Raw genomic sequence first — 25621 nt, 5'->3', positions numbered from 1 at the left:
ATTAGTAATTTGCCAATTTTTCTTTATTCTTTATTGAATATGCTACCAAACACCAACCACCTACAAATAATATTGCAGAAATAAGTTCGGCTTGTGTAAAAGAGAATCCTGCAATAGTTCCTAGTTTACTATTTACTCTAATCAATTCTATGAAGAAACGCTCTATTCCATTTAAGATCATATAGATACCAAACATCATCCCTGGCAATTTGATACGGGTGCGGATTTTCCATAAGATTAAAAAAAGTATAAAGGCCATAATTACTTCGTAAATTGGCGTTGGATATACTGGTTGAGGTAGTTCATTACAATATTTCCCTATGCAGCCTGCAATGTGGTTACCTTCTGTGGCTACGTTATTTGGATATGTATAAGCCCATAGCCAATCTGGCAACCATGTGAATGGCTTAGGATTTAAATTAGGAATTCCCCAGTCTCCATCTCCAGATAAATGACACCCGATCCTACCTACACTATATGCGAGCATCATTCCAGGGCCTCCTACATCTAACATATGCAAAGGTTTTATTCCGTTTTTACGAGCAATATAAATTACAGCTGCACCGCCACAAATTAAACCTCCGTAAAATGTTAATCCACTAAAAGAAAGTAAACCTCCTATTGGATCTTTAATAAATGTATCCCAATGTTCAAGATTATCGAAAATTTTTGCTCCTAAAAATCCCCATATTGCAGCCCAAACCACCATATGGCTCATCAACTCATGTGGATGAACAGCCACTTCTACTGTTTTTGGTTTAGCTAATTTTACTTTATCTTTTTCTTTGTAAGCCCAGTATGCAAACAAGGCGGCTAATGCAAGACCACCTAAAAGGTTTCCTTTAGTAGAAAGTAGCACTGTCTGTGCATCGTTTACAAATAATTTATAATTGATGAGTGCATAAATTAATTTATAACCAATTAAAAACCCAAAAAAGGTATTTGAAACAAGTTCGAATGTAGAAGCAGGCTCACCAATTACTACATTTCTTTTCGTAGGATGAAGAATACCTAATGCTTCTTTTCGTTGCAACTCTTTAGTAAACGCCCAATAGCCTGCTACAAAAGCTAGGGCTACAAAAACACCAAAAGTATTGAATGGAAGTGGCACATCGATGCCAAAAAGATAAGATAAAAAGTGTGAAACGGTAGGAAACATAAAATAAAGTTTAAGCGAAGATAGGAAAGAGTTTTCGGTTTTTAGTTTTGAGTTTTCTGTTACTAGCTTAATTGTTAGTCATGAATAGTTAACTAATATTGACTAGTGGGCGTAAACAGTTTCTACTTCTTCTACTGCTACTTCTCCGTCTGCTAACAACTCAACTAATTTTACCTGTTTAAGTTCGTTTACCATTACCGGATCATATTTAGCTCTAACTTTTACATAGTTTTTGGTAAAGCCATGCATAAAGCCATTTTTCTGATCATCTTCAAATAGTACTTGTCCTGTTGAGCCAATCTGAGATTCGTAAAATGCTCTTCTTTTTTTATCTGAAAGAATATGCAACATTTTATTTCTATCAAAACGAGTACTACCAGCAATTTTGCCTTTCATTTCTGCGGCCTCAGTTTGCTCACGTTCCGAGTATGTAAATACATGTAGGTAAGAAATATCCAATTCGTTTAAAAACTGGTAGGTATCTAAGAAATCTTCTTGTGTTTCACCTGGAAAACCAACAATAACATCTACCCCTATGCAACAATTTGGCATAACAGCTTTAATTTTAGCTACACGTTCTGTATACAATTCGCGTTGGTAGCGTCTTTTCATCAAGCCTAATATTTTGTTAGAACCTGATTGTAAAGGGATATGAAAGTGTGGTACAAAACGTTTGGACGTGGCTACAAACTCTATAATTTCGTTGCTTAATAAGTTTGGCTCAATTGATGAAATACGAATGCGTTCAATACCTTCAACTTCATCTAATGCTTTAACTAAATCAAAGAATTTATCTTCTCTTTGGCCATTACGGATACCAAAATCACCAAGATTTACACCTGTTAACACGATTTCCTTTACTCCGCTTTGCGCAATTTGTGTAGCTCGATTAATTACATTTTCAATGGTATCGCTTCTACTTCCACCACGTGCTAATGGAATGGTGCAATAGGTACATGGATAATCGCAACCATCTTGTACTTTTAAAAAGGTACGTGTTCTATCGCCAATAGAGTAGGCTGCAATGAAATTATGATTTACTTTTTCAATGTTTTGCTGATGAACAATTGCTTTTGGATTTTTGGTTAAATCTGAAATAAATTCTACAATTCTGAACTTTTCAGCTGCGCCTAAAACCATATCTACACCCTCTATTTCGGCAATTTCTGTTGGCTTTAATTGTGCATAGCAACCTACAATAGTTACGTAAGCATTTGGTGAATATTTAAGTGCTTCTTTAACTACTTTTCTGCATTTTTTATCTGCATGTTCGGTTACAGAGCAGGTATTAATTACATACACATCTGCCGCATCGGTAAATTCTACTACAGAGTAACCTGCATCAGTAAACAATCGGCCAATGGTTGATGTTTCTGAGAAGTTTAGCTTACAGCCGAGTGTATAAAATGCAACTTTTTTCATTTGTTAGAAAATGTTTTTCAGCGGTAATGAAGCTAATATAATTTTGATACTAATTTAACTCAGTTATGTTGAAAAATTATAATGCTTTATCCGGCTGCAAAGATAATAAAATTAGTTATGAGTTGTGGATTGCGAGTAATTGCTTAGTAGAAATGACAAATGAACGATTGAACAATGAATTATTCTTCATTCCAGCGATAGCTTTCTTGCTCTAACCCTGCTAAATCTATAACTCTGTTCACTACTGTTTGTGCTACTTCTTCGATGGTTTTAGGTAGACTATAAAATGATGGATTTGCAGGACAGATAATTCCTCCTGCTTCTGTTACTGTTTTGAGATTGTTAATATGAATTAAACTAAACGGTGTATCTCTGACTACGGCAATTAATTTACGACGTTCTTTTAAAATTACATCTGCTGCTCTTGAAATTAAATCGTTAGATATGCCATGGGCGATGCGACCTAATGTGCCCATTGAGCATGGAATTATGATCATCGTATCAAATTTGGCAGAGCCTGATGCAAATGGCGCATTAAAATCCATTTTATGATAAAAAGTAAAAGGATAATTATCGTATTCTTCATTACCTAATTCAAAACGCCATACTTCTTTTGCATTATCAGACATTACTATACCTACGTTTTCAATTTGAGAGGATAGCTTTAATAAATTATCTAATAAGAGTTTAGCGTAAATAGAACCACTGGCTCCAGTAATTGCAACGATGATTTTTTTCTTTTTGATCATATGATTAACAAATATACAATAGAAAAGAATACTAAAAGGATATAAAGAGAAACCATACTGTGAGAAATGGAATATTCTACATTTCCATGAATGGAATAATTAAGCACTAAACCAATAGAACTGCAAATAATATCTCTATGAAATGCTTTCAACTATAATCTCAGAAGTGAGAAAACAAAAAAGGGCCAAGAATAAATTCTTGACCCTACATCTACCTATGAAAAACATACCCCCGAAAGGGTAAGCTCAAATGTAACTAAATTTGCAAATAAAAGAAAGTTTAAATAGGCTTTTTTTTATTATAGTGTAATTGTGACACATTTAAATTTTAAATATATATTGAATAATCTCTTTAGAGGGTTAAAACAAGTATTTTGTACTTAAAAAATTAGAGCTGTGGCTATCGATAATTTCGTTTAGCAAATGTTTATTATTCTCGTTTAACTTTGTTGCTACCAATGAGCGAATAGAGAATGAACGCAAGGCATCTACCACCGACAAAGTTCCCTCTGCACTATCTTTTCTTCCTGTAAAAGGAAAAACATCTGGTCCGCGTTGGCATTGGCAATTGATATTTACTCTGCTCACTTGATTAACTAATGGATCTATTAGTGCTGCTACTTCTTGGTCATCGTTACTAAAGATACTTACTTGTTGGCCGTGAGTTGATTCGATTAAATATTCTATGGTTTCTTCTAAGTCATCAAAAGGAACAACTGGTACAACGGGTCCAAATTGCTCTTCGGTATATAGTTTCATGGAGGCATTTACGGGATAAACAATTGCAGGATATACAAATGATTCGTTAGTTGCACCACCATTTTCATTTATGATTTTTGCACCCTTTGAAATTGCATCATCTAAACATTCTTTTAAATATGCTGGTTTGTGAGGTTCTGGAAGTGGTGTTAAAGAAACTCCATCAACCCAAGGCATTCCGAATTTAAGTTTAGCAACCGACTCGGAAAGTTGTTTTAAAAACTCATCTGCTAAGCTACGGTGTACAAAAATGATTTTTAATGCTGTACATCTTTGACCATTAAATGAAAGTGAGCCTAAAACTGTTTCTTGAACTGCTAATTTTAGATCGGCTTTTGCTGTAATAATTGCTGCATTTTTAGCATCTAAACCCAAAATAGCACGTAAACGATTTACTTTAGGGTGCATTTTTTTTAACTCGTTGGCAACTTTACTTGATCCAATTAGGGTTAACACATTTATTTTCCCTGATTCCATTAATCCTGGAATAATTTTATTTCCACGGCCGTAAATAGTGTTCACTACACCTTTTGGAAAACAGTTTTTAAATGCTTGTAACAAAGGGTAAAACAATAATGTACCATGTTTAGGTGGTTTGAATAAAATGGTGTTACCCATGATTAATGCTGGTATTAGCGTTGTAAAGGTTTCATTTAATGGGTAATTGAAAGGGCCCATGCATAAAACCACGCCTAATGGGGAGCGACGGATTTGGGCTACAATTCCTTGTTCCATTGTGAAGCCTGCAGATTGACGATCCAAATCTTTTAAGGCATCAATTGTAGCTTGGATATATTCGATTGTACGGTCAAATTCTTTAGTGGAATCGGCGAATGTTTTACCGATTTCCCACATGATAAGTTTTACAACTTCTTGCTTTTTCTCAATAATTTGATGCGTAAATTTCTCTACGCATTCTATTCTTTGAGCTACATTCATGGTGGGCCATTCGCCCCTACCGTTGTTATATGCCGCTACAGCTGCTTCTAAAGCTGCATTTGCTTCTTCCTTATCGCAAAGCGGATATGTACCAATTATTTTGCGTTCTAAACCTTTTGGGGTTTTAATGCAAATTGGTGATAAAACGGTGTGTACATCTCCTTTCCATGATAACATTTCGCCGTTGGATAAATATTCTCGTTGGTTTACTTCTTCCGCCAGTTTAAAGGCAGCTGGAATTTGCTCTTCAGTTAAAAAGAGTGAATTCAATTCTTCTTGAAAGCTCATAACTATAGGTCGGTGATTTTTTTGTATTTAGGAACTAATGATTTCATTACAACCCATGCAACTAAGTAGGCAACAGCACAAAATGCGAACATAATGGTATATGCAACTGTCATATTTGATTGAACTAATGGCTTTTGAATTTCTGAGAGTTGATTGAATAAATTTGAATCAATGGATTTTAATTTATCTGCTACTTCAACTGGTAGTTTACTTAAAGCCATTATATTGAGATTTATTTTATCGCCATATTTACTAGCTAAATCCATTGATGTAATTTGGTTAACAAATACATTATTACCTAATTCGTTGAATTTGCTGAACGATTCTGAAATCCCTTTGTGTGCGTAGCTATCAAAAATCCAACCGCCAACTTTGGTGACTAAAACACCACCTATACCTCCAGCCATACCGCCTATACCTACTACAGAGCCTATTGCTCTTTTAGGGAACATATCTGAAACTGTAGTAAAAATATTTGCTGACCATGCTTGGTGTGCTGAAGTACCAATACCTATTAAAATAACAGGAACCCAAAAAGAATAGTGACCTAGAGGTTGTGCCAACAATACTACCAAAGGGAAAAGTGCTATGATGAGCATAGCTTTCATTCTTCCATCATATACAGCATACCCTTTATCTGCAAAGTATTTAGGAAACCAACCGCCACCGATACTTCCAATCATTGTCATGCTATATAAAACAGCTAATGGCAGTACAATATCTGAGCCTGTCATTCCATATTGATCTTTTAAGTAACCAGGCAACCAGAATAAGAAAAACCACCATACACCATCTGTCATGAATTTACCAAAAGTAAAGGCCCAAGTTTGTTTGTAGGTTAATAACTTAAACCATGATACTTTTTCTGAGTTTGCTTTATCAGCAATTTCATCTTCATCACTATTAATATAGGCCAATTCGGCAGCTGATAATCTCTTTTGTTTTTCTGGAGATTCATAAAAATATAACCAAAAGAATAACCATAAAAATCCAATTGCACCAACTAATTCAAAAGCTTTTTCCCAGCCCCAATGTTCGGCAATCCAAGGCACAGTTAGCGGAGCTAAAACCGCCCCAATATTTGCTCCAGAATTAAAAATTCCTGTTGCTAATGAACGTTCTTTTTTAGGGTGATATTCTGCTGTGGCTTTAATAGCTGCTGGAAAGTTACCTGCTTCACCAATTGCCAAAACAGCTCGGGAAAACATAAAACCAAGTATAGATACAGGCAAAGCAGATAAACCAAATGTTGTTAAAATGAATGCAAGGCCGGTACCAATTGAAATAGAATATGCATGTATTATTGCACCGATTGACCAAATAATGATGGCAATTCCGTAGCCCCATTTTGTACCTAATTTATCTACAAAACGACCAGCAAAAAGCATGGAAATTGCATAGGTAAATTGAAAAATAGCCGCTATATCCGCATAATCACTATTTGACCATCCAAATTGCTCTTCTAAAGTGGGTTTTAGTAAACTAAGTACTTGCCTATCGAGGTAGTTTACTGTTGTTGCAAAAAACAAAAGGGCGCATATTGTCCATCTGTAATTGCCAATTTTAACTTGGTTCATAATTTTAGGTTTATAATTGGTTGATTAGTGTGTTTTTTATTTTATGGTTTAACTTTATTTATGATTTCGAATGCTTTCGTGGTTAGCGAATACAGTTCATCATAACCTTTATTTTCTAGTATTTTCTTACTTACTAATTTACTCCCCATCCCTACTGCGCAAACGCCTGCTTTAAACCAGGTATCTATATTGTTTTCTTCAATTTCTACTCCGCCAGTTGGCACAAATAATTGTCCCTGAAAAAGTTCCTTTATGGATAACAAATATTCTGCGCCTAAAATGTTAGCCGGAAATAGTTTGATAATCCCTGCTCCAAATTGGTGAGCAACATTAATTTCTGTAGGTGTCATACATCCTGGAATCCATAATAAACCAGCATCGTGCGTTAGTTTACCAACTTCTATGTCGACTACGGGACAAACAATGAAATCGGCACCTGCATTTAAAAAAGCTTTTACTTCTGCTATATTTTTAATTGTTCCAACGCCTAGGAATAAATCTTGCATTTCGGTTTTTAACGCTTCTTTTAAAAACTTAAAATTTTCGAGCGCAGCTTTACCCCTATTTGTGTATTCGAAAACTCGAATGCCTGCACGGTATAATGTGCGGACAATATCCAAACTTACCTGTGCATCGTCGTAATAAAAAAGGGGCAACATCCCTTGATTTTTGATGGCTGCTATTGTAGTTTCTTTATTCTTAGTCATTTTCTGCTAATGTTTTTTTAACCTCTGCAACTGTTGCTGTTGTACAATCGCTTGGTATAAATAATTTATTAAATGCTGCTGCAGTAGCGAAGTTTAGGGTTTCTGATGGGCTGTTACCGTGATAAAATCCATAAATCAATCCTGCCATAAAACAATCTCCACTACCTACTTTATCAAGTATTTTTTCTGAAGCATATTCTTTCGAGACGGTAAGTTCGTTTTCTGTATACAGTGTGGTGTAATATTTTATCCCTTGTTTATAATCGAACCTAAATGTATTTGCAACCGATTTACATTTTGGATAATTTTTAATTATTTGTTGAGAAGTAGCCTTTGCTTGTTCTAAGTAAACATTTTTGTCGCTTGTTTTGTGAATAAACTCTGGCAAACTAATGCTCAACATTTTTTCTGCAGCCCAAATATTACCCATAATCAAATCGCAGTATTGAGCTAATTGAGGAATAATTTCTGATGGTTGTTTACCATATTGCCATAATTTAGCTCGGTAGTTTAAATCGATAGATATAGTAATTCCTTTTGCACTTGCTGCTTTAACTGCTTCTAAGCAAACATCGGCAGCTGCCTGATTTAATGCTGGACAAATAGCGCTAAAATGAAACCAAGTAATTCCGTCCAAAACTTTATCCCAGTTGATAGTTCCAGTTTGCAACATTGCAAAAGCAGAGTTTGCTCTATCGTAAATTACGCCTGCATTTTTTAAGTCTTTTCCTTTTGGCAAATAATATAAACCTATTCTATCGCCTCCATGATGAATTTTAGAAGTTTCGATATTGGCAGAATCCATATAACCTATGATTTGCTCTGACATGAAATTCTGTGGCAAGGCTGTAAAATAAGCTGAAGGAATATCCCATAATGCCAATGCTGTAGCTACATTTAGTTCTGCTCCACCAATGTAAAAAGGTAGTTTATTTTCTGCAAGCCATTCACCATCTCCGTCTGGACTGATACGCAATAGTAGTTCACCAAAACTTAAAACTTTGCCCATATTAGAAATTGAAATAGTTTTTAGCGTTATTATAACAGATATCTTGAATTATTTTTCCCAGCCATGCTTCATCATACGGTAATTCTCCATTTTCGACATCTGTACCAAATAAATCGCATAAAATACGTCTAAAATATTCGTGACGAGGAAAAGAAAGGAAACTTCTAGAATCGGTGAGCATGCCTACAAACTGACTTAACAAACCCATATTAGATAGTGTATTGATTTGCTTAATCATTCCATCTTTTTGATCTAAAAACCACCATCCAGAACCCCACTGCACTTTGCCAGCAACTGTTCCATCTTGATAATTCCCGATCATGGTTGCCATTAGCTCGTTATCGGCTGGATTTAAATTATATAAAATTGTTTTTGCCAATTTGTTGTTCAAATCCAATTTGTTTAAAAACTTCGCTAAGGATTTTCCTTGTGGGAAATCTCCAATTGAATCGAAACCTGTATCTGGCCCTAATGACGCTAATAAACGATCGTTATTGTTTCTTAACGCACCAAGGTGAAATTGCTGAACCCAACCTTTTTCGTGATCCCATAAGGCAAAATTGAAAAGCATGGCCGATTTAAATTTTAAATTATCTGTTAGGCTAATCGCTTCATTATTTCTTATTTTAAGGAAGATATTTTTTACTTCTTCTTCAGTATAATCTTCAGCATAAATTTGTTCTAATCCGTGGTCAGAAACAGATGCACCATTGGCTGCAAAGTAATCATGACGAGACTTTAACGCTGATAAATATGTATCGTAATCTGTAATTTTTGATCCTATTAAGCTTTCTAATTTATTAATGTAGGCATTTAAACCTGCAACATCATCAGCATTCATCGCTTTATCCGGTCTAAATGCGGGAAGAACTCTTAAATCGATGCCACTATTTTTTATTTGCTGATGAAATTCAAGATTATCGAGCGGATCGTCTGTAGTACATAGCGTTTTCACGTTCATTTTACGCAATAAACCTTGTACACTATATTCTTTAGTTTGTAATTTGGCATTACACTCATCGTATATTTTTTTCGCATTTGCGGAAGATAAAACTTCATGAATATCGAAATAACGTTGTAATTCTAAGTGCGTCCAATGATAAAGTGGATTTCTTAAAGTATACGGAACTGTTTCTGCCCATTTCTCGAATTTTTCCCAATCTGATGCTGCTCCTGTAATAAAATATTCATCAACGCCATTTGCACGCATCGCTCTCCACTTATAATGATCACCATACAACCACACCTGAGTTATATTATCAAAATTTTTGTCTTCGGCAATTTGATCAGGCATTAAATGATTATGGTAATCAATTATTGGCATCTGCTTAGCAAACTGATGATACAGCGTTTGTGCTGTTTTGGTTTGCAGTAAAAAGTTCTCGTCTAAAAAGTTTTTCACACTCTATATTTTTTTTACCACATAGGCACATAGAAAATCTCACTATGTTATCTATGTGGTTAATTTAATTTTATACTCCACTAAAAATTGAGAAACCACCGTCTACGCAAATCATAGCGCCAGTTACAAATTGTGATGCATCGCTCAATAACCAAACTAGAGCACCTTTTAATTCATCTGGATCTCCAAAACGTTTAAATGGAGTTTGTTTAATTACTGATTGTCCACGAGAGGTAAAACCATCTGGTGTAGTTAATAAATTACGGTTTTGTTCGGTTAAGAAAAAGCCCGGCGCTAACGCATTCATTCTAATTTTGTCACCATAACGATTTGCTAATTCTACCGCAAACCATTGTGTATAGCAATCTACCGCAGCTTTACCCATATTATAACCCAATACTTTGGTTACTGCCTTTTTTGAATTCATAGAAGAAATATTTACAATACTTCCTCTTCCTGTTTTAGCAATGGCCTCTCCAAAAATTTGAGTTGGAATAAGTGTTCCCCATAAATTGAGGTCTAACACTTTTTTCATACCATCCATTTTCATGCTAAAAATGTCTTCATCTGGTTGTAAAACTCCATCAGGCATATTACCACCTGCTGCATTTACTAATCCATCTATTTTACCAAAAGCAGCAATAACTTTTTCTCTTGTAGCAATTAATTGTGCTTCATCCATTGCATCAGCAATTAAAGCAATTGCTTTACCACCGTTTTTATTAATAGCATCAGCTCTTTCATTAGCAATTTCAGCATTCCTACCTAAAATGCCAACTGCGCCACCAGCTTCTACAATTGCGTTTACAAATGAATTACCTAAAATTCCCGTTCCGCCAGTTACTACGATTACTTTACCTTCTAAAGAAAATGATTGTTCCATTATTATTTAAATATTTTTAGCACAAGTGAATTATTTATTTCGCTTTAAGATTGCTTCGTTCCTCGCAATGACGAAATAGACTAATTGACTTTATTTAAGTTCTTTTACTCCAAATGTATCCATGTCAGCATAGTCAAGATTTTCGCCTGCCATACCCCAAATAAAACTGTAATTTTTTGTCCCGCTACCAGCGTGAATGCTCCAAGTTGGAGATAAAATTGCTTCATGGTTAGCTACAATGATATGGCGGGTTTCTTGTGGTTCGCCCATATAATGGAAAACTCTATGTTCTTCATCTACATCAAAATAGAAATAAACTTCCATTCGGCGATCGTGCGTATGTGGCGGAATGGTATTCCAAACGCTACCAGTAGAAAGAATGGTTAAACCCATAACCAATTGGCAACTTTGAATTCCATCTTTATGTATGTAGCGCATAATTTTACGTTCGTTTGCTGTTTCTACACTTCCTAATTGCGCAGAAAAAGCATCGGCGTTTTGCAAATATGTTGTAGGATAGGCTGCATGAGCTGGAGCTGATAAAATATAAAACACAGCTGGTTCATTTGCATTCTTGCTACTAAACTTTACATCTTTTACGCCCTTACCTAAATATAAACAATCTAATTTTGCTAAGTGGTAAGTCGTTCCATCAGCTTCAATTGTTCCTGCAACTCCAACATTAATTACGCCCATTTCTCTTCTTTCCAAAAAGAAGTCGGCACGTAAAATATCATATGTACCCAAAGGCACAACTTCTGTGGTTGGTGTTATTAAACCAGTCACCATTCTATCGTAGTGTGAATACACAAAATTGGCTTTGTCTTTTTCTTTTAACCCATCTAACAAAAATCTTTCTCTGATTTTATCAGTTCCGTAAGTCTTGAAATCTTCTGAGTGTACGTGTTGTATAATTTTCATTTTATTGTGTTTGTCGTCATGAGAGATACAAAGTAATATTGTTCCTTCTATCGTTTAAGATTACTTCGGTCCTCACTATGACGGTTGTATATTATAAAGATACTCCTCTTTTCCAAGGAATAAAATCATCTTGATTTAGTAAAACAGCTTTGGGAATTACTTCGCCACTAGCTGCTTTAATGCAATATTCTAAAATATCTTCGCCCATTTCTTCAATGGTTTTTTCACCTTCAATTACTGGCCCAGTGTTAATATCTATAATATCGCCCATGCGATTTGTTAAGGAATTGTTGGTTGCTACCTTAATTACTGGGCAAATTGGATTTCCTGTTGGTGTTCCTAAACCTGTGGTAAATAAAATTAACGTTGCTCCGCTTGCAGCTTTACCAGTAGTCGCTTCAACATCATTGCCTGGTGTACAAACTAAGTTTAAACCACTTTTTGTGGAAGGTTCAGTATAATCTAAAACATCTACAATTGGTGATGTCCCACCTTTTTTAGCGGCTCCGTTGCTCTTTATAGCATCTGTAATTAAGCCGTCTTTTATATTACCCGGAGATGGATTCATATCAAACCCAGAACCTGCGTTTTCTGCAGACTGACTATAAGCACTCATCAACTTAATAAATTTCTGAGCTGCTGCTTCGTCTTTAGTTCGGTCAATAATATTTTGTTCTGCTCCACACAATTCGGGAAATTCTGCTAATAAAACTGTTGCCCCTAAGCCAACCAATAAATCTGAACAATAACCTACTGCTGGATTAGCAGAAATACCACTAAAACCATCGCTACCACCACATTTAACTCCTATATTTAATTTACTTAATGGCGCTGGTTGTCTTTCTATTTTATTTACTTCAATTAAACCTGTAAAAGTTTTCTTAATTGCCTCAGCAATCATATTTTCTTCGCTTTGCGATTTTTGTTGTTCGAAAATGTATAAAGGTTTATCGAAACTTGGGTTTCTTTCTTTTAAATCTGCAAGGAAATCTTGCACTTGCAAATTCTGGCAACCTAAACTGAGCACAGTAATTCCTGCAACATTTGGATGATCAGCATAAGCAGCTAATAATTTACTTAAAATTGCTGCATCTTGTCTAGTTCCCCCGCATCCACCTTGATGGTTTAAAAATTTAATTCCATCTATATTTTTAAAGACCCTATTGTTTCTCTCATTTTCAACAGAAAACGATGCTTCGAAAGTCGAAATATCAGTTCCATTTTTAAAAGCTTCTACAAGTTGATGAGTATATGCTTTATATTTTGCAGTTACGGCATAGCCTAATTCATTGTGTAAAGCTTCTCGAATAACATCTAAATTGCGATTTTCACAAAAAACAGTAGGAATAAATAACCAATAGTTTGCTGTCCCAACTTTGCCATTTTGGCGATGATATCCGTTAAATGTGCGGTTTGCAAATTTCGAAACATCTGGAGCTTGCCATTCATAATTATACGGACGGTATTGGTAAGCTGCTGCTGCATGTTTTAGATTTTCAACAGTCATTAATGCACCAGCTTTTAATGCGTATTGTGTTTTGCCAACTAAAGTTCCATACATGAAAACTTCGTCTCCAGCATTCATATCTTTTATATAAAATTTATGCTTTGCATGAATATCATCTACTAAAGTATAGGTTTCACCTTGATAACTTATTACCTCACCAGCTCTTAAATCAGCTAATGCGATAAGTACATTATCTTTTGGATGAATTTTTAAAACCTTATTCTTCATTACACTGCATTTATTTTTGAGATGTTCAGTTCTGTTAAAACTTGAGATATTTCACCAGAAATTATCTTATTGTATTTTTCTTTTACAGACTTTGTAAATCCTGTTAGCAGGCTTAAATCAGTATCCCAAAAATTTACATCATTAAGTACGTTTGTCACATAATTTGTATGACTAGTAGATATTTGATCGTAAAAATATTTAGCATTATCATCTGTAATAAGATATTCAAGTCCCTGATATGATCCGTAAAATTTACTTCCTTCTCTATGATCAACTTTCATGAAAACTAGGTAGGCAGCAAAACCAAGGGCAATATGTTCTGGAACACTATTAAATAATTTGTAATAGTTCAATAGTAAAGGCAAGATGCGAATTTTCATTTTCATGGTGTATTGAAAAGTGATATTAATCCACAAATGCTCAATAGAAGGATTTGCAAAGCGATCTTTCACAGTATTTGCAAAAGCTGTTGTTTGATCTTCCGTAACTTCATAAGGTATAGCGGGACCAATTTCTATCGCCATTAAATCTTCAATGTACGTTTTTAACTGCTCATTAGTCATTGCTTTTTTAACCGTATCAATACCTGATAGGAAAGCAAGACCAGAAGTCAATGTATGTGTTCCGTTTAATAAACGAACTTTTAATTCTCTATATATTTCTATATCTTTTGCAATAACAACACCCGAATCAATTTTTGCAAAATCTAAAACGTTTGCTACTTTTTCATCTCCTTCAATTGCCCATAAACGATAAGGCTCTGTCATTGAGAGTAAGTTATCGGTATAACCTAATTCACCTTGTAAATTCGCTAATGTTGCTGCATCTGGTTTGCCAGGAACAATTCTATCGACTAATGAATTACAAAAAGTATTTGATGAAGCGATCCATGCGATAAAACCAGGTTCCAACTGATTAAACTGTGCGAGCTGTAATACAATAGATGCTAATTTAATTCCGTTATCTGGAATTAATTCTGTGGCAATTATGATTAAACCACTTTCTTTTGAACCGTTAAATGCTTTAAATCTTTCATATAATACGGCCAAAACTTTTGCGGGAAAAGAATTTGGTGGATTTAAAGCGATGCTTTCATTCAAAAGGGTGATGCCTACTTCTGTCGTATTTGAAACAATAAGTTTCAACTCTTTTGATTTCGCAATAGTTAAAATTTCTTCCCAATTTTCTTCAGCAGAGATAACTCTACTTATTGCTGAGGAAATAATATTTTCGGATACGGATTGACCATTTTCTATTCCGCGTACACAAAGGGTATATAAAGAATTTTGCGAATCAAATTCGTTTGTTGATCCACTGGTAGATTTTACAACAGCTATTCGACCATTAAAAATTCCGTGACGATTTGCTTTATCAATGAAATAATCTGGCAAGCCTCGTAACAACACTCCTGTTCCAAACTGAAGTACCTTCTCTGGAAGTTCGAAAGTGCTCTCCTGAGGTACAATCACGTTTTTCGGATTGATTAAATTTAGATTTTCCTGAGATAAAATCATTTCTAATGAATACTGCTTTTCAATTTTAAAATTTGCTCACAAAAAGGCAGTAATGACCCTTCAAAGCATATTGGTTAAAGCAATTATACTTATTAATTGCTAGTAAAAACCTGATTTGAACGCAAATATTTGCGCAATCGTTCCCGAGAACGTTGCAAAAAAAATGGTTTATTTAAGGATTGAACTTTACTTTTTCTTCCCCTATCCAATTTATCAAATCTGGGATGTCATAATAGCTCAGTACATTGTGAACTACAACTCCATATCTATCTTTTGCCAATGGTTGATTTAAAATCTCTTGATAGGATGAAATACATTGAAATAAATTGATTTTAGCTATGCTGAAGTTTAAAAATGCAGCATGTAAAACTGACAACCCGTTTAATCCTATGGAATTGATTTCTATAGGCAATTCTTTCAATGTTATATCATTATTAATAAATTCCAATACACTTAATATATCAGTAACTCGTTGACCAATAATAGGTTTATTTATATGAAGGGCTAACATCGCATTGCGATATTCGATATTGAAATATTTAGGATCATTTAGTGCTGGTTTATCTGTGGTTTCTCCAGTTCCACGAAGATCAACAGCAATTATAATCTCTTCATTTTTATCGGATAAGGATTGAGAAATAATACTGTCTTTCTTTTTTGTATCGTCACTTACCCAAATTCTTATCTTCTTAGCATGAACTGAAGGATAGTAAATACGCATTGGCAAGGGAACTTCATCCCTTTTGCGAAGAATTAGTTCCTCGAACTTAGTATCAAAATGACCTATCTTTCCTTTTCCAACTTTTTCTATTTCTATTTTTCCGGAAGTTGATGGTATCCCTAACAATTTTCTGATTTTCTGTTGTTTTTCAGCTAGAGGTTTTAGTGCAAATAATCTTCTTTGCTCAGCTTTTTCTTTAAACATTTGAAGATTTTTTTGGGGAATATTAACTTCATCCGGATAGCTAATATTAACTTTTCCTTCTGTACTAGCAAATAAATCCTTATCTGTTAGAGTCTCTAAATTTCCTTCCTGAATGGGCTTTGCATCGTTATAAAACCATTTTCTAAACCATTGAACTGCAGCTTCTCGCTTTGGCTTAGAAATTCCATGTCCATCATCAAACGTAAAAAGTGATAACTTTTCTGGTGACTCTAATTTTTGATAAACTTTCTTGAGTTCATCTACTGATTGCAGTGTGCCAGTGTAATCTATGAAATCATATCGTCCTGCCAATACTAAAATTGGTTTGGGAGCAGCCGCTATTAAATAATCGCTCATTTCTAATTGTGCACTTCCTTCTCCTGGAATTTGCGCACAACCATCAGCTGCTCCAGTTGTCTCTAAAGTTCGTTCTCTACTTGCCAAATAACTACAAGGAGCAATAATCTTCACTCGATCATCAAAACCTGCAAAATAAATCGCCTGCATGGCACCACCACTATTTCCGATACAGCCAATTTTGGTATTATCAACTTCTGATCTTGTTTCCAAATAGTCTAATCCGCATATATTATCCAATAATTCATACGCAGCAACAGAAGTTCCCAAAAGGTTCGATGAAAGATTCAACAAGGTATGCTCAGTTGTTGAACCTCGTGTGAGTGCTTTTCCAGTTTGATCCGTTAATTGAACTCTCTCACTTTGAGAAATGGGATCAATTACAAATACCACGAAACCATTTTTTGCAAAAAGAATAGCAGTTTGTTGATATGATTCTGTAGCCTTCGCTAAATCTTCATGTCCACAAAAAAGTAAAACAGTGGGAAATTTCCCTTTTCCTTCTGGGATATACAAATTTGTAGTTACGTGATGATTTTTAAAACTTTGGTAGACTATTTTCTCTATTCGATAACCTGATTTTTGGATTGTCCCAGTTATTTGTGGATTTAAACTTGCTTTTTGAGGCAAGGTCCCAATAACTGCCTTAATTTTTTGTTTTACAGATTGGATATACGCAATTGTATTTGTTTTGGAAGTTAAAGCTTTATTAAATGTTACTTTCCTCGCATCGTATTGTAAATGCATTTGCTGAACGAGATATGTATTTAAACTTACATCTGTTTTCCAGTCGAGTATATTTGATTTTTGTGCAAAAGCAGTACAAATAAGAAATTGAAATAAAATGAAAATGGCTAAATTTTTAATCATGATCGATTCTTAGCATTTTTGTATGACAATTACGGATTAGCTTTTAACCATTTGGGAAATTCTTTGTTTATTAGATTATTGGGCCATGCCCCGTACCAAGCATATCCATTTCTGCGTTCGAAACTGATGTCTGCTACGTTAGTTTTTATCGAATTATCTCGATCACCAAATATGGGTTTGTTGGTTTGAAAATCGTAAAATCTAGCCCAAATTACAGCAGTTGGATCGGCAATTAAGCCTCTATCCCTTCCGTCAGGAAACTTTTCAAATTTGTAACCAGTAATTTTTGTTGCTTCAAACCAAGTGATTGCATTTGTAATTGAATTTTTAATTTCTGTTGAAGGATTTTTAAATCGCATTAAAAATCGAACAATACCTACAGATTCTGATGTACTTAAAGATGCTGGTTCAAAATTTCTAGCTTTAGCTGGTCTCAATGTATTTTGATCGTATTGTGCAGCCCAAATAGTTGGTTTGCCATTTTGTAAAACCTGAGTTTTTAAAATACAGTCTACTCCCCGTTTAACAGCATTTTCAGCTTTGCTTCTATAATTTTGGTCAACAACATCAAAATCATTAGTTTGTGTAGCGATATCTTGCATAATGTTCAGCACATTTACAATTGCATCATCATTATATGTTATTTCAGCTCTGTAAATGCTTTTATCTGGATAATATTGTGGCCAACCACCATTTGCATATTGAGCTTCTAATAAATAATCTATCCCTTTTTTTGCTGCTTGTAAATATTTTTTGTTGTTTGTGGTTTTATAAGCTTTTACTAAGAAATTGATTTCTCTACTTGTTGCTTTGTTATCAATTGTAGCATGTTTATCTGTTGTGGCTTTAATTTTAGCCATTAATGCATCACTTATTGGAGTTTCATATTTTACCACACTCCCATCTTCCAATTGTTTTGGCCAAGCACCATTACTTAATTGATAGATCAACATTTTCTCTGCTAGTGAATCTGTTTGTACAGTTGCATTTGTAGCATTTTGAGCTGAAGCGCATGAAAACAAACACAGGCAAATAAAAGTATAAATTATTGTTACTAATCTTTTCATCTTATTTCTTTTGGCTTGTTTGTTTTGCTAGCCAATTCATTAAATCAGCTGCTGCTTTTAAATTATCGTAGCTTGATGGTAATTTTCTACCATCAACATATTCATTATATAACCAAGGGTCGCCAATTGCATATACTGTACCTTTGCCAAACTTAGTCACCGACATTACATTATCTCCATCTTTATCTTTTAAAATTGATTTCGCATTGCCTGAAAGTTTTAAACTGCTGTATTCTTTAATAAAAAGATTAGTCGCATTTTTAAAAATTAGATTTCCTGGCGGAACTACAACTTTTGCAGTTTCAAAATTTGAAGGTACTGGTACTGTTCCCTTACTATCTTTATTAAATTGAACACCAAATTTTATGGCCAATTCATTAAAATGATCTAACTCGCAATTTGGCGCATCGTTTGCCATTAATACTAAAACCCCACCTGCTTTTACCCACTCAGTAATTGCTTTAATATGTGCGCTTATTACAAAATTTGGTTTTGGATTTTCCTTTTCAAAATCTGGATCTACAATAATATAAATAGATGATTTTTTTAAGTTTGCCGTTGTTGGTGCTTGATATAAGGTATTAGTTTTAAAACCTGCATTATTGAATTGATCTCCCCAAAAAGAAAAACCACCATTCGCGAGTTCATCCCATTTATAATGCCATGAAATTGTATTATTGCTTTGATCTTGTTTAGTTTCATTATTGAAATAAGAATCTAAGGTCACGGTTTTTCCTAAGCCAGGTTTTGGTAATGCAGCAATTTCCATTTCATTGGCCGCTAATAAAAATGCACCAACACCTTTGGGATCATTTGTAATTACTTTTTCACTTAAATAATAGGCATAACTCCCATCACGATAAGGTTTACCACCTAAACCAGACACATTCACTGTTCCTTTTAAATTGATTTTACCTGTAGACGCTTGTTCAACAAATTCAGTTTTAATGCCTTTATATCCTTTGGCTGCAACTGTGAAATACGATGAAGGCAAATAACCCATGCGCACAGCTTTTGCAAAGGTGTACACAAACATATTCGCTGCAGATGCTTCGTGATAATTGCCTTTGCCATTTGGCTGATCTAAAACATCGTACCATAAACCCGATTTTGGATCTTGTACTTTTTGAACAGCTAATGCATAACGATTTAAAATACCTAATAAAGCATCACGTTTAGGATGGTTTTTTGGAAAATTATCTAACACATCAACTAATGCCATTCCATACCAGCCCATTGCTCTAGCCCAAAAATTAGGTGATTTTCCTGTTGTTTTATTTGCCCATTGTTCGGTTTTAGACTCATCCCAGCCGTGGTAAAGCAATCCTGTTTTAGCATCTCTCGCATTTTTTTCCATCCATATAAACTGGTTTGCGATATCATCAAATGCTTTTTCATTTTTAATCAATGCGGCATATTCTGCATAAAATGGTTCGCCCATATATAATCCATCTAACCACATCTGATTTGGATAAACTTTCTTATGCCAAAAACCTCCTTCTTTTGTTCTGGGTTGTTGTTGTAATTGATCCCACAATAAGGTTGCAGCTTTAAAATATTTTTGCTGACCAGTTACTTTATATAATGTGAGCAGCGAACGACCATTTTTGACATTATCAATATTATAGTCTGCTTGTTTATAGCGGTTAATTGTTCCTTCTTTAGTTACAAAAAAATCCATGCTTTTTTGCATGTATTTAAAGTAGTCGCCATTTCCCGTTCTTTTCCAAATGCCATTTATTCCTTCTAAAATTACACCTTGATCGTATGCCCATTTTACAGGTTTTGGATTAGCTGGGTCTAGATTTAATGAATCTTTCCAAATTTCCATTACCGTACTTGCCATTTGTTGCGATAAAGGTTGTTGTGCCTTAACATGTAAAGTTAGACCTAAGAAAGTTGCTATGCTTAAATATTTAAAAATGGACGCTTTCATGCTATTTATTAATCTGTAATGATGTTTCTGTTGCCCCAGCTAAAAATTCTGTCTTATTTATCGCTTTCGAGACGTCTAAACCAGATGACTTAATAGCGCTATTTCTATCTCCGCTTATGCGGAAAAGCAATTGTGCTGTATTATAATTTATAGTCGAAAAGTTGATATTATTTCCATTTTGGACATTAATTAATGGATTAGCTTTATCAACCACTAAATTTATTCTACTTAAGCTTACGTTTTTAGCTTCCTGAATATCAATACCCTCAGTAGCTTTAACGCTAAAATTATCAATGGTAATATTGCTAATGCTCAATTCGGGCAAACCTCTAATAAAGACTGCTTTTGTGGCGCCATCGCATACTAAATTACTAATGTGGAAATCTTTAAATACTGGAGTTTCTTCAGTTATTGGCAATAATTGAATTTTAGGTGCGTCTCTTTTTTCGCCAGTTAAAGGAACAGGATCTACGGCTGCATAATACATATCAAACAAAACTGCTTCCCCTACAATATCTTTCATATTGATATTTTTAACAAAGATTTTTTCAACAACACCGCCTCTACCACGAGTGGTTTTAAAACGAAGTCCAATGTCAGTACCAATAAATGAACAATCTGAAACGAAAATATTTCTTGCACCTCCAGACATTTCACTTCCAATTACAAATCCACCATGGGCATGATAAACTGTACTATTTCGGATAATTACATTTTCGGTTGGCATTCCACGTTTCCTACCTGCAGCATCACGACCAGATTTAATACAAATCCCATCATCTCCCACATCAAAAGTACTCCCCTCAATTAATACGTTTTTACAAGATTCTATATCAATTCCATCACCATTTTGTGCATACCATGGATTTTTAACATATACATTTCTAACCGTTAAATCTTCACACATCAGTGGATGAAGATTCCAAGCAGGCGAATTTTGAAAAGTAACTCCTTCTAATAATATTTTTTTGCAAGAAGTAAATACCAATAAATTGGGGCGTAAAAAATCCTTAATTGATGCATAAAAATCAGGTGTTTTATCTGAAGTAATTTCTCCTGGATTTTTTAACGATGAACCTTTAAAAGTTTTTTCTGAAGGATACCATGTTTTTTTATCCTCACTAGTTAATCCACCAGATGCTGTTAATTTCTTCCATTGACTTTCTGTTAATTTATCTTTTTTAACCATTCGCCAAGCATCTCCACCACCATCAATAATTCCATAACCTGTAATAGCAATGTTTTCTTGTTTACTTGCAGATATAGGAGATTGATTTCGCATTTGTGGCAATCCTTCCCAATTTCCAGCTACTAATGGATATTGATCAAAATCTTTTGTAAACTGAAGAATTGCATTTTTTTGGAGATGTAAATTTACATTGCTTTTTAACTCAATTGGTCCAGTTAACCATAATCCTTTTGGAATAACAACCACCCCACCACCTTTTCTATTACAAGCAATAATAGCTTCGTTAATAGCTTTCGTATTTAAAGTCAATCCATCGCTTTTAGCACCATATTTTACAATCGTAATAGTGTCTGCTCTAAATGAAGTTTTAGCAATAACTGGAAGGTTACTAAATGAATAATTTGGTTTAGCACCAGACTGGGCATTTGCAAAGAGAGAGGCATTAAATATGAAGAAAGCGATAGTATAAGCTATTTTTTTCATGTTTGTAATTACAATTTATATTGGTTTTTGGAGCTTTATATTAACAAGTCTACATAGTTTTAAACAGGAATGAAACAAAATGACTGAAAATAACTATGCAATCGTTACCGTTTTGGGAGTTAAAAAATATAAATATTACTGATCTATTGTAAACCAGTCAAAATCTGCATAACCAGAATCGTTAGTTTGTTGTTCTCTAACACAAAACAAACCTACTTTAGCACCAATCCATTTGCCAGGCTCAGCTTGAAAAACATCATTTACCTCAATAAACTCATCGCCATTTAAACTATAACTGAATTGACATTTCGCTCCTTCACTTACTTTTACACGAAGATAAATTTGAGATTTACTAATTTTTACTAATACCTTTTCATCTTCTGCTTTCCCTTTATCTGCATTTTTGCAAGTTGTGTAAACCAAATAAATTCCATCTTTTTTGCTTTTAACAGCTAGGTTAGCATAACTTAATCCTGTTACTATTAATCCCGATTTTTCGTTTTCAAGTTTAGTATTAGGAGTAAAATTCAATTTTGTAGTTACTGTAAATTTCTCAGTCGGAAACTTTTGTAGCAGTAAATTTGGTACTTCCCAATAGTTTTTGGCACTATCAGAAATTTTTACAGAATATAATCTTAACGAACCTGTTGATGGATTTAAAAAAGACCAAGTTGCAGATGGATTAGCCTGCCATTGCCATTGGAGGCCTAAATTTATACCATTAAATTCATCACTTTCTGCAGGCGTAGATAATGCTATAGGTTTTGAAACCAAAGGTTTTTTATATGTTAAAACGGGTTCACCAATTCCATCACCATCAGCATCAATTCCAATTACTGGCCAATTGTTTATCCATTTCATAGGTTGCAAATGCACAACTCTGCCATAAGCGTTTTTATCTTGAAAATGCAAAAACCAATTCTCCCCAGCCGGCGTATTAACCCATGCACCTTGATGTGGACCGTTTATTGGAGACTTCCCTTGATTCATCACAACTTTACGTTCATATGGTCCGTAAATATTTTTTGAACGTAAAACCAATTGCCAACCGGTACTTACTCCACCAGCAGGAGCAAAAATGTAATAAAAACCATTGCGTTTATAAAATTTAGGCCCTTCTATTGTTGGGTCTAATTCGTGTCCATCGTATACCAATTTGCCTTCATCTATTACTTTATCGCCTGTGGCATTCATTTTTTTTACTACGATAATGCTTTTAACCCCAGCCCTACTACCTGCATATGCATGAACCAAATAAGCTTTTCCGTCTTCATCCCAAAGGGGACAAGGATCAATTAATCCTTTTCCTTTTTCTACTAAAATAGGTTCAGACCATGGCCCTGCTGCATTTTTAGCTTTAGTTAAATAAATGCCAAAATCCGGATCAGGATAATAAATATAAAATTCGCCATTATGGAAACGAATTGCTGGCGCCCAAACACCATTGCCATGTTGTGTTTTAGAAAAATGCTCAAAAGGTAATTGTGTTTTTAAGGCATGGCTGATAATTGTCCAATTCACCAAATCTTTAGAATGTAAAATTGGCAAACCCGGAACGGCATCAAAACTTGAAGCTACTAAATAGAAATCATCACCTACACGGACTACATCTGGATCGGAATAGTCAGCGTCTATTACTGGATTTTTATATTTCCCATTGCCTAAGTCTGGTACCCACACTTTTGAAATTATTTGTTGAGCACTTACAATTAGCGTAGAAAAAGTAAATAAAATGGTGAATAATTTCTTCATTATATTCTACTTAATAGGAATCCATGCTATATTTCCCTTGAAAATATTTGTTAACGTATATTGTTTTACTTCTTTTTTAGTGAGCTGTTTAGACCAATTCACCCTACTTTCTTTCACAAAACCGGGTCCGAAAGAGCCATATTCTCCATAAAAAGTAGTTTCATGGTTTTTATTTTCATTCCAAACATGCCATCCCTCTGGTAAAATATGCGCACCCATTTCTGTACGAATAAAAACCGTTTTGGCATAAGGTCTCCATGGTCTACCTAAATACACTTTTTGAAACTCAAGATCAGCGGTAAGTTTACAATCCAAAAATACAAAGCCATAAGGTTGAGCTTGTGTAGTTGATGCTGCTGTGATGTATGAATTTTTCTTGCTATGAATATGACAATGCTCAAAAACTACAGTTGCTGCACCAAATATAAAATCGGTTGTGCCTTCAATATAGCAATCAACATAGTACTGCCTGCTGGTATCCACAGATGGGAAAAGTGTATCTTGATTACCTAAAATTCTGCAGTTTTTGATGATTACTCTATCTGCTTCTACATGCAATGCCACTGCTTGTCCAACAGGACCAGCTGAGTTTTCAAACGTTAGGTTTTCGGCTTTAAAATCGTTTCCCTGAATTAAAACAGAATGAGAGGTATAAGTATTAATTCCATTTTTACCAGAATAATCATCAAAAGTAATGATCGTTTGGTTTTTGTCTTCTCCAATTAAGGATATTTTAGATTTTTGAGCTGGAACAACTAACTTCTCTTTATAAATTCCTTTTTTAATATAGATAGGTACTTGAACTTCAGATAAATCTCGGACAGCATTTACCGCTTCTTGGATAGTTTTAAAATCGCCACTACCATCTTTAGCTACAGTAAAAGATTTTGGATATGTTTGCGCATGAGCAGATATAATGGTAAGTAGGAAAAGGGAAGTTACTATAGTTTTCATTTATCGTTTTTTATGCTTTTACTTTTTGGATTCTTCTTCGCTCTGAGTGACAAACTACTCTTTTGGATTCCATCCGTTAAAAATTTGATCCAATGTATATTCTTTTATCGTTTTTTCATTTAATTGATGCGACCAAGCTACTCTAGCTTTAGGATTTGCACCTGCACCTGTATTATTGTATTCGGCATAAAATGCAGTTTTTTCATTTGTTTCTTTTCCCCAATTGTCCCATCCTTCTGCTTTAATTATTTTACCCAAATCGCAATTGATAAAAACGGATTTTGCAAATGGGCGCCAAGGACGACCTAAATAAAAGGAGTTTGCTGGAGCATTACCTAAAACCTTACTATTTAGAAAAACATATCCATATTTTGAGGTATCTGGAGAAGATGACGCAGTAATATATCCTGCATTTTTACAGAATATTTCGCATTCTTCAAAAACAGCAGTAGACGAACCAAAAATAAAATCAACTGTACCTTCTATATAGCATTTATAATAATATTGACGACTTGCGTAACCATAAGTATACAATGTATCTTGGAAACCCAACATTCTGCAGTTCACAAACTTAGCTTTATCGCCTGCTACGAATAAAGCAACTGCCTGTCCGACAGGGCCAGCTGTATTTTGAAAAGTTATATTTTCTGCAGAGAATTGTGGTCCGTAAATATAAAAACTTGCTGAGCCTGATGTTCCTTTCTCTTCTCCAAAATTATTTTTTCGTTGTGCCCAATCATCAAATGTTAAAATAGTTTTTTCTACGTTTTCTCCAATCATTTTCACGAGTTGCTTAGAAGCAGAAAGGTTTAATTTTTCTTTGTAAATTCCGTTCTTAATAAAAATAGTGGTTACAACTTTTCTGAAATCGGGTACTGCATTAATTGCTTCTTGCACTGTTTTGTAATTACCTGAACCATCTTGTGCAACTATAATATCGTATGCAGATCTGAAGTTTGATGCCTTAATAACAGAAGAATTCAACAGTAGAACAATCGAGCAATAAAACAATATCTTTTTCATC

General features: G+C 34.4%; 19 protein-coding genes. All 19 read right to left on the bottom strand.

Annotated features, from left to right (window positions below):
* Position 1: 1 nt before the first annotated feature.
* The 19 genes from HQN85_RS02250 to HQN85_RS02160 all read right to left on the bottom strand — a co-directional run bounded on the left by HQN85_RS02250 (position 2) and on the right by HQN85_RS02160 (position 25620).
* Positions 2-1159, bottom strand: coding sequence for a prolipoprotein diacylglyceryl transferase (locus HQN85_RS02250; protein WP_173268723.1), 1158 nt, complete (start codon positions 1157-1159; stop codon positions 2-4).
* Positions 1160-1261: 102 nt separating this feature from the next.
* A complete protein-coding gene (gene mtaB / locus HQN85_RS02245) occupies positions 1262-2581 on the bottom strand; it encodes a tRNA (N(6)-L-threonylcarbamoyladenosine(37)-C(2))-methylthiotransferase MtaB (RefSeq protein WP_173268722.1) in 1320 nt (439 codons plus the stop codon).
* Between the two features lie 179 nt (positions 2582-2760).
* Positions 2761-3330 (bottom strand): UbiX family flavin prenyltransferase, encoded by a 570-nt coding sequence (locus HQN85_RS02240; RefSeq protein WP_216847204.1) that lies wholly within the window; start codon positions 3328-3330, stop codon positions 2761-2763.
* Between the two features lie 360 nt (positions 3331-3690).
* Positions 3691-5316, bottom strand: a complete 1626-nt coding sequence (locus tag HQN85_RS02235; RefSeq protein WP_173268721.1) for an NADP-dependent glyceraldehyde-3-phosphate dehydrogenase — start codon at positions 5314-5316, stop codon at positions 3691-3693.
* Positions 5317-5318: 2 nt separating this feature from the next.
* Positions 5319-6893 (bottom strand): MFS transporter, encoded by a 1575-nt coding sequence (locus HQN85_RS02230; protein WP_173268720.1) that lies wholly within the window; start codon positions 6891-6893, stop codon positions 5319-5321.
* 41 nt (positions 6894-6934) lie between these two features.
* Entirely contained in the window at positions 6935-7600 is a 666-nt protein-coding gene (locus tag HQN85_RS02225) for a bifunctional 4-hydroxy-2-oxoglutarate aldolase/2-dehydro-3-deoxy-phosphogluconate aldolase (RefSeq protein WP_173268719.1), read from the bottom strand.
* Positions 7593-8609, bottom strand: a complete 1017-nt coding sequence (locus tag HQN85_RS02220) for a sugar kinase (protein WP_173268718.1) — start codon at positions 8607-8609, stop codon at positions 7593-7595. The genes HQN85_RS02225 and HQN85_RS02220 overlap by 8 nt, the downstream gene beginning before the upstream one ends.
* A 1-nt stretch (position 8610) precedes the next feature.
* On the bottom strand, positions 8611-10011 hold the full coding sequence (uxaC, locus tag HQN85_RS02215; protein ID WP_173268717.1) for a glucuronate isomerase: 1401 nt from the start codon (positions 10009-10011) through the stop codon (positions 8611-8613).
* Between the two features lie 70 nt (positions 10012-10081).
* The gene (locus HQN85_RS02210; RefSeq protein WP_173268716.1) at positions 10082-10894 is read right to left on the bottom strand and encodes an SDR family oxidoreductase; all 813 of its coding nucleotides are present in this window, start codon (positions 10892-10894) and stop codon (positions 10082-10084) included.
* 90 nt (positions 10895-10984) lie between these two features.
* Entirely contained in the window at positions 10985-11815 is an 831-nt protein-coding gene (kduI, locus tag HQN85_RS02205; protein ID WP_173268715.1) for a 5-dehydro-4-deoxy-D-glucuronate isomerase, read from the bottom strand.
* 91 nt (positions 11816-11906) lie between these two features.
* A complete protein-coding gene (locus tag HQN85_RS02200) occupies positions 11907-13550 on the bottom strand; it encodes a UxaA family hydrolase (RefSeq protein ID WP_173268714.1) in 1644 nt (547 codons plus the stop codon).
* A complete protein-coding gene (locus tag HQN85_RS02195; RefSeq protein ID WP_173268713.1) occupies positions 13550-15064 on the bottom strand; it encodes a tagaturonate reductase in 1515 nt (504 codons plus the stop codon). The genes HQN85_RS02200 and HQN85_RS02195 overlap by 1 nt, the downstream gene beginning before the upstream one ends.
* Positions 15065-15236: 172 nt before the next feature.
* Positions 15237-17216 carry an alpha/beta hydrolase family protein gene (locus HQN85_RS02190; protein ID WP_173268712.1) on the bottom strand — a complete coding sequence of 660 codons (1980 nt, stop codon included), beginning with the start codon at positions 17214-17216 and terminating at the stop codon, positions 15237-15239.
* 29 nt (positions 17217-17245) lie between these two features.
* Entirely contained in the window at positions 17246-18283 is a 1038-nt protein-coding gene (pelA, locus tag HQN85_RS02185) for a pectate lyase (protein ID WP_173268711.1), read from the bottom strand.
* Between the two features lies 1 nt (position 18284).
* The gene (locus HQN85_RS02180; protein ID WP_173268710.1) at positions 18285-20219 is read right to left on the bottom strand and encodes a glycoside hydrolase family 88 protein; all 1935 of its coding nucleotides are present in this window, start codon (positions 20217-20219) and stop codon (positions 18285-18287) included.
* A 1-nt stretch (position 20220) separates the two neighbouring features.
* Positions 20221-21891 (bottom strand): glycoside hydrolase family 28 protein, encoded by a 1671-nt coding sequence (locus HQN85_RS02175; protein WP_173268709.1) that lies wholly within the window; start codon positions 21889-21891, stop codon positions 20221-20223.
* Positions 21892-22026: 135 nt separating this feature from the next.
* Positions 22027-23643 (bottom strand): glycoside hydrolase family 43 protein, encoded by a 1617-nt coding sequence (locus tag HQN85_RS02170; RefSeq protein ID WP_173268708.1) that lies wholly within the window; start codon positions 23641-23643, stop codon positions 22027-22029.
* A gap of 6 nt (positions 23644-23649) precedes the next feature.
* Positions 23650-24597 carry a pectinesterase family protein gene (locus tag HQN85_RS02165; protein ID WP_173268707.1) on the bottom strand — a complete coding sequence of 316 codons (948 nt, stop codon included), beginning with the start codon at positions 24595-24597 and terminating at the stop codon, positions 23650-23652.
* 54 nt (positions 24598-24651) lie between these two features.
* Positions 24652-25620 (bottom strand): pectinesterase family protein, encoded by a 969-nt coding sequence (locus tag HQN85_RS02160; protein WP_173268706.1) that lies wholly within the window; start codon positions 25618-25620, stop codon positions 24652-24654.
* Position 25621: the final 1 nt, after the last annotated feature.

Source organism: Pedobacter boryungensis, from assembly GCF_013204825.1.
GTDB lineage: Bacteria > Bacteroidota > Bacteroidia > Sphingobacteriales > Sphingobacteriaceae > Pedobacter > Pedobacter boryungensis.
Note: the sequence above shows the minus strand (reverse complement) of the source record. Positions and strands in the feature narration are given on the sequence as shown.